Source organism: uncultured Anaerotruncus sp., from assembly GCF_902490045.1.
Classification (GTDB): domain Bacteria; phylum Bacillota; class Clostridia; order Oscillospirales; family Ruminococcaceae; genus Anaerotruncus.
Genome location: NZ_CABUCJ010000148.1, coordinates 1 through 5,186 on the forward strand (window position 1 = coordinate 1; position 5,186 = coordinate 5,186).

The following is a 5,186-nucleotide window of genomic DNA, read 5'->3' on the forward strand; positions in this document are numbered from 1 at the left end:
GCTCGCTCAACGTGCGGTAGGAACCTACGGTTCCCCCACACACGCCCCCTCCCTTCCGGAGCGGCGGGGCTTGCCGGGTTTAAAGCATGGAATCATCAAAAATCGGGGACCTGATCCAACAACCATTTCGGCAGGCCGAGGGGCCGCCGCAGCGGGGTTCCCATCCCGGCACGCCGTATGCAAAATGGCAGGGCTTTCCGGTACGAAGCGCCGGTTTCCCGGCCCGTCCGTCTTACGGCTCAGACCGTGGAGAACTCCAGCGCGGTAAAATACCCCTGCACCGTCATGCTGTCGCCGCTGAGGCATTTGAGGGTGAGGCGGCGGCCGGTGAACTTGAGGATCATCCGTCCGGTGTTGAGCCGGACGATCTGGTCGTTGTATTCGAGCACCCCCTGGCAGTGCTCAATATAGGCCTCGCGGTTGCCGAGCAGTTCCACCTGCGGCAACCCCTCGAGCACGTCGACGGGCAGCTCGAGGCTGCGGGACACCGCGTCAGCGATCGAATAGCGATCCTTCGTTCCTTTCTTCCTTCCGAACATCGATTTTCCCCCATCTCCCCGCGGCAAATTTGGGTGCATCCGCCGGGGGACCAGTACATAGATATTATAAAAAGCGGTTTTTTATGTAATCGGGGGTGTGGGCGCGTGAAATGCGCAAAATACCTGTTGGCGGCATCCGCGGCGGCGGCCGCCGCCGGGCTTTTATGGAAGACCGGGGAGGTGTCGGAGGGGGTGCGCGCGGGGCTCGGGAGCTGCGCGGCGGTCGTCATCCCCTCCCTTTTCCCGTTTATGGTCCTCGCGGGGCTGATCGCTACCACACAGGCGGGCGCGGTGCTCTCCCGCGCGGTGGGCGGCTTTACCCGCCGGGTGGTCGGGATACCGGAAAATCTCGGCGCGGTGCTGCTCATGAGCTTCGTGGGCGGCTTCCCGGTCGGCGCGCGGATGCTCTCCGACATGCTCGAGCACCGGGAGATCGACCGGGAAACCGCCGATCGCGCCCTCTGCTGCTGTGTGAACGCCGGGCCCTCCTTCCTCATCTCCGCCGTCGGCGCGGGGATGCTCGGCAGCCGCGCGGCCGGGCTCGCGCTGCTCGGCGCGCAGGTGCTCTCCTCCCTCGCCGTCCCGCGCGCCCGCAAGCTCCCGCGGCGCCTTCGTGAGCGCCGTGCGCTCCGCCGCCTCGGGCATCCTTTCGATCTGCGCCTTTGTCGTCGCGTTCGCGGCCGTCACCGCGCTGCTGCGCGCCGTCGGGCTCACCGGGGCGCTGGCGGGCGCGCTCGGGAGGCTCTTCCCCGCGCTGGGGGAACCCTTTTTCGCCGCCGCGCTCGCCGGGCTTCTGGAAGTCACCGGCGGATGCATCGCGGCCGCCCCGCTGGGAGGGCGCGCGGGCTTTCTGCTCTGCGCCTTCCTCGTCTCCTTCTCCTCCCTCAGCATCATCTTCCAGGTGCGCTCCTGCTTCCCCGACGGCTGCGGCGTGCGGTTCGGGCGCTTCTACCGCTCCCGGCTGCTCCACGGCGGGCTTACCACCCTTTTCGCCGCCCTCCTCGCGCGGTGGCTGCCCCCCGCCGTCCTCGCCGCGTCCGCCTCCCTCTCCTCCCCCGTCCCGCGCGCCGACCCCCAGGCCGTCCTGCCCGCCCTCTGCCTGCTCTGCATGTGCTCGATCCTCGCCTTTCCCGAATGGCGTCGAAATGTTCATTTTTACAAGTAGAAATTTTTCCTCCGTTCCTGTATAATGATAAGGTTAAATCGTGCTTTCGGAGGTGCTCCATGAGTAAGCTGAGACTCTTTTCCAACGAGATCCCGCCCGCCTGCCAGTACTGCAAATACGGGTTCATCACCCGGGACGGGCGTTCGGTGCTGTGTGAAAAAAAGGGCGTGACCTCCCCGTTCACCTCCTGCCGGCGCTACCGCTATGCGCCGCTCAAGCGGGTTCCCAAGCGTCCGCGCGCGCTGCCCGCCTTCGACAAATCGGACTTTGAGCTGTGACGCCCACTACCGTATAGAAGGAATGTTGCCCATATGAAACCGAAACGGACGCATGTGATCGCGCGCACCCTGCTCGTGTCGCTGGCGATCATCGCCGCGACCTTCACGGTGCTGCTGGCGAGCGACCTGCTCACCGGCGAGATCGTCCCAAAGAGCTATTCCGGGGGAATCGTGCCCACCGCCCCCGAACTGCGCGCGATGACGGTGCGCACCCGCGGCAACGCGGATTTCCCCTCCGCGCCCAACCTTTCGGCCAAGGCGCTGCGCGGCCAGCTCGACGCCATCGCGGACTTCGCCGCCGAATACGGCTACAACGCCGTCTTCTTTGAGGCGGTCCCCCAGTGCGACGCGCTCTACCGCTCGTCGGTGCTGCCCTCGAGCGCCTTCCTCACCGGCGAGCAGGGCTCCTTCGCTTTCTTCGACCCGCTCGGCTACCTCGTCGACGCATGCGGGGAGCGGGGCATCCAGGTCTACGCGGTGGTCAACCCCTACGCGGTCGCCTCCGGCGGCCTGGCCGCCTCCTCCCCCGCCGCCAAAAATCCCGGCTGGGTGAAGGACGGCGTCCTCGACCCGTCCGAGCCGGGCGTGCAGAAGCTGGCGGGCAAGGTCGTCTCGGAGCTCACCTCCAACTATGACGTCGCAGGCGTCGTCCTCTCGGGCGTCGACTCGGGCGTATTCGACGACGTGAAGGACTATGCCTCCTGCGTCGCCAAAACCGCCGGGTACGCGCACGACGCCCTCAGGCATAAGGATTCCCAGCGCCTCGGCCTCGTCGTCTCGGGCGGCGCGGTGGGCGATGAATCCGCGCGCGACCTCTTCTCCGCGCCGCTTGGAAGCGGCGATCTGGATTTCGTCGTGCCGACCTTCGACGGCGTCTCCACCGGCGAACTGCCCGCCCTCCTGTCGGGCTGGCAGGCCCTCTGCGAGTCCAAAGGCGCCGCCTACTACCCGCTGCACGGCGCGGACGACGCGTCCGCCTTTTCCCACGGGATCGACAACAGCCTCTGGCTTGAGCGGCAGTCGGGCGCGGGCGGCATCGTGATCAGCAACTACGGCTCCCTCGACACCGAGTCGCGCACGGCGGCCTATACACTGGCCGCCGCCTTCAGCCAGAAGGAGCCCTCCGGCATGCCCGACCTCAGCTACCAGAAAACCCTGACCATCGGCCGGCCGGCCGAACCGGTGACCGCCGATCCCTCCTGGGGAACCTATTACATCATGGGCGCCTCCGACCCCTCCCAGCCGCTCCTCTTTGAGGGGCGCGAGCTGGAACGCTCGTCCGAGGGACTGTGGGGCGTCCTGGTCGACGTGTCCTACGGCGCCAACACCTACACCTTCACGCAGGGCGGGATCAGCAAAACGGCGACGATCACCCGCAGCTACCCGTCCGAGGTGACCACGATCTCCACCATCGTCAAATCGAGCGCCTATCCCGCCAGCCCGGAGGCGGTGCTCGAGGGGCAGCTGCTCAAGCTCTCCTGCACCGCGCCGGGCGGCGGCACCGTGACCGCCGCGGTCGGCGGGCTCACCGCCGTCCTCCAGCCGGTCGCGGCGGTGCAGAACGGCGTCGCCGTCACCTACCAGGCGACCCTCGACGTCTCCTCCCTCGCCCTGCCCGGACAGGTCAAGAACATCGGCCCCGTCACCTACCGCCTCAACTACGCGGGCCTCAATTCGAGCCAGCAGACCGCCGGGGAGGTCTATGTCGCGGGCGGGGGGGCGGTCCCCGTCGCGCGGATGAAGACCTTCATCGTCCCCGTCAACAAGAACGCGGCGGACGACGGGCAGTACCTCACCATCCTCAAAAAGGACTGCGTCGACTATATCACCGAAAACGCCGGCGGCGGCTATTACCGCCTCTCCTCGGGCGGCTATGTGCTCAAATCCGCCGTCGACGTCGACGAGGGCGCGGCCACCGCGCAGAGCGCCGTCGCCTCGATCGCGATGGCGAAGGCCCCCAAGGGGGAAAAGCTGACGATCGGCGGCACCGCGCGTCCCGCCTTCACCGGGAGCATGGACGGGGATTCGGTGACCGTCACCTTCTACCACCTCGAGGGCTTTGAAAAGATGAACACCTCGATGCTCGAAAGCACCCTCTGCTCGGCGGTCGAATCGTCGGTCGGCGACGACGGCACGGTCACCCTCACCTTCCGCCTGAACGACGGAGTGGCGCTGAGCGGCTGGGACGTCCAGTTCGACGGGAACGACACGGTCGTCTATCTGCGTGAACGGCCCGTGTTCGACCGCCTGAGCGCGACGCCCCTCTCCGACGTGACCGTCGTGCTCGACCCGGGCCACGGCGGCACCGACCCGGGCGCGGCGGGCGTGGCGGGCGACGGCGGCCCGTGGGAAAAGACCCTCAACCTCGCGGACGCCTACGCGGCCCAGAGCCGCCTGGAGGCGCTCGGCGCGACGGTCCACGTGCTGCACGACGACGAGACGATGACCCTCAACGAGCGCATGGAGCTCTCCCAGCAGTTCGACGCGGACCTCTTCATCTCCTGCCACCACAATTCGCTCGGCGTCACCGCCGATTCGGTCGGCGTCTCGGGCATCGAGGTCTACTACTGGAACGACCAGTCGCAGCGCCTCGCCGAGCTCACGGGCCGGAGCCTCGCGGAGGACAGCGGACGCAGCCTGCGTTCGGTCGAGCGCTCCTACTACCGCGTCACGATGATGACAGCCTGCCCCGCCATCCTGCTCGAATCGGGCTTCATCACCAACCCAGCCGAGTACCAGCAGATCTGCGACGCGTTTTCGATGTACCGCTACGGCAGCGCCGTCGCCGACGCGGTCGTCCAGTACTTCGCCTCCTGAAAGCATCAAAAAGCGCCCGGCCAAATGGCCGGGCGCTTTTTTCATCCCTCCACGGGGAAATCCTCCGAATGGAAGCTGCTGTAGTACCGCCCCGAAAAGGCGGTGAAGCGCAGGACGCAGTAGTCGGGGTCGTCCACCCCGCCGGGATAGTACCGCTCGTCCCCCTCCCGCCAGATTTCCCGCTTGATCTCCGGGTCGGTGAGCACCTCCATATGCCCCTTGAGCATTACGCCGCGGAAGAACCGCCGGTCGCAGAAGTAGGCGCACGCCCTGGGGTTTTCCCGGTAATGGGCGGCGCGCATCGAGGAGGTGTTGGAGGTGAACCACAGCCCGCGGATTCCCTCGCGGCGGCGGGGCGGAAGCATCGCCTTCATCTCGGGGAAGCCC

The 5,186-nt window shown here is 67.1% G+C and carries 6 protein-coding genes; 3 read left to right on the forward strand and 3 right to left on the reverse strand.

Annotated features, from left to right (window positions below):
* Positions 1-239: 239 nt before the first annotated feature.
* Positions 240-539 carry a YabP/YqfC family sporulation protein gene (locus RDM88_RS11630; protein ID WP_308754997.1) on the reverse strand — a complete coding sequence of 100 codons (300 nt, stop codon included), beginning with the start codon at positions 537-539 and terminating at the stop codon, positions 240-242.
* 162 nt (positions 540-701) lie between these two features.
* Complete coding sequence (locus RDM88_RS11635; protein WP_308754998.1) at positions 702-1,226, reverse strand: hypothetical protein; 525 nt, start codon at positions 1,224-1,226, stop codon at positions 702-704.
* Between RDM88_RS11635 and RDM88_RS11640 the strand changes: the two genes are divergently transcribed.
* The 3 genes from RDM88_RS11640 to RDM88_RS11650 are packed head-to-tail and all read left to right on the forward strand — an operon-like array spanning position 1,153 to position 4,799.
* Positions 1,153-1,704 (forward strand): hypothetical protein, encoded by a 552-nt coding sequence (locus tag RDM88_RS11640; protein ID WP_308754999.1) that lies wholly within the window; start codon positions 1,153-1,155, stop codon positions 1,702-1,704. The genes RDM88_RS11635 and RDM88_RS11640 overlap by 74 nt on opposite strands.
* Before the next feature lie 59 nt (positions 1,705-1,763).
* Positions 1,764-1,982: a hypothetical protein gene (locus RDM88_RS11645; protein WP_242970846.1), complete on the forward strand. Its 219-nt coding sequence runs from the start codon at positions 1,764-1,766 to the stop codon at positions 1,980-1,982.
* A gap of 33 nt (positions 1,983-2,015) precedes the next feature.
* The gene (locus RDM88_RS11650) at positions 2,016-4,799 is read left to right on the forward strand and encodes an N-acetylmuramoyl-L-alanine amidase (RefSeq protein WP_308755000.1); all 2,784 of its coding nucleotides are present in this window, start codon (positions 2,016-2,018) and stop codon (positions 4,797-4,799) included.
* A gap of 41 nt (positions 4,800-4,840) precedes the next feature.
* Here RDM88_RS11650 and RDM88_RS11655 read toward each other — a convergent pair.
* Positions 4,841-5,186: pyridoxamine 5'-phosphate oxidase family protein (locus RDM88_RS11655; protein ID WP_308755001.1), on the reverse strand; the 346-nt coding region annotated here is incomplete at its 5' end.

Excerpts from the sequence above, each read along its gene's own strand:
- RDM88_RS11645 (WP_242970846.1), top strand. The coding sequence starts at position 1,764 with ATGAGTAAGCTGAGACTCTTTTCCAACGAGATCCCGCCCGCCTGCCAG.
- RDM88_RS11630 (WP_308754997.1), bottom strand. The coding sequence starts at position 539 with ATGTTCGGAAGGAAGAAAGGAACGAAGGATCGCTATTCGATCGCTGAC.
- RDM88_RS11650 (WP_308755000.1), top strand. The coding sequence starts at position 2,016 with ATGAAACCGAAACGGACGCATGTGATCGCGCGCACCCTGCTCGTGTCG.